Origin of the sequence: Christiangramia aestuarii (genome assembly GCF_009735585.1) — a bacterium.
Classification (GTDB): Bacteria; Bacteroidota; Bacteroidia; order Flavobacteriales; family Flavobacteriaceae; genus Christiangramia; species Christiangramia aestuarii.
This window is the reverse complement of the sequence record NZ_VJVW01000090.1, coordinates 1-444: the sequence shown is the minus strand read 5'-3', so window position 1 is coordinate 444 and position 444 is coordinate 1. Positions and strand designations below refer to the sequence as shown.

The following is a 444-nucleotide window of genomic DNA, read 5'->3' as shown; positions in this document are numbered from 1 at the left end:
AGCGGCGGGTGCTGGTGGTGGAGCACCTGGACGTGTTCGCCGGCCTCATCGTCGATGAGGTGTTCGGCATGCAGCACTTCCCGGTGGACACCTTCAGCGAACAGCTGCCGCCACTAGAAGCGGCACTGCAACCCTTCATTCATGGCGTCTTCCATCGAGAGCAGCCGTGGCTGGTGTTCAGCCCGCATGCGCTGGCGCAACACCAGGGCTTCCTCGACGTCGCCGTATAAACAGCTTCACCGGTTGGGCCGGTCTGCCGGCCCGTGTCGTGACATGGAAATCGTAATCGTGGTCGGTCCGGGCGGGGGCCAAATATGAAGAAAATCAACGCAGGCAATCTTTTCGCGGGCATGCGCAGCAGCTCGGTGATCGCGGGGCTGTTCATCGTCCTCATCGTCTCGATCGTGTTGCTGTTCGCCAACTTTGCCTACCTCAACACCCAGT

At 60.8% G+C, this 444-nt stretch carries 1 protein-coding gene; it reads left to right on the top strand.

Annotation, left to right across the window (positions count from 1 at the left end; translation table 11 throughout):
* A partial coding sequence (locus FLP08_RS17050; RefSeq protein WP_202912806.1) for a chemotaxis protein CheW occupies window positions 1-230 on the top strand: 230 nt, incomplete at its 5' end.
* Window positions 231-444: the final 214 nt, after the last annotated feature.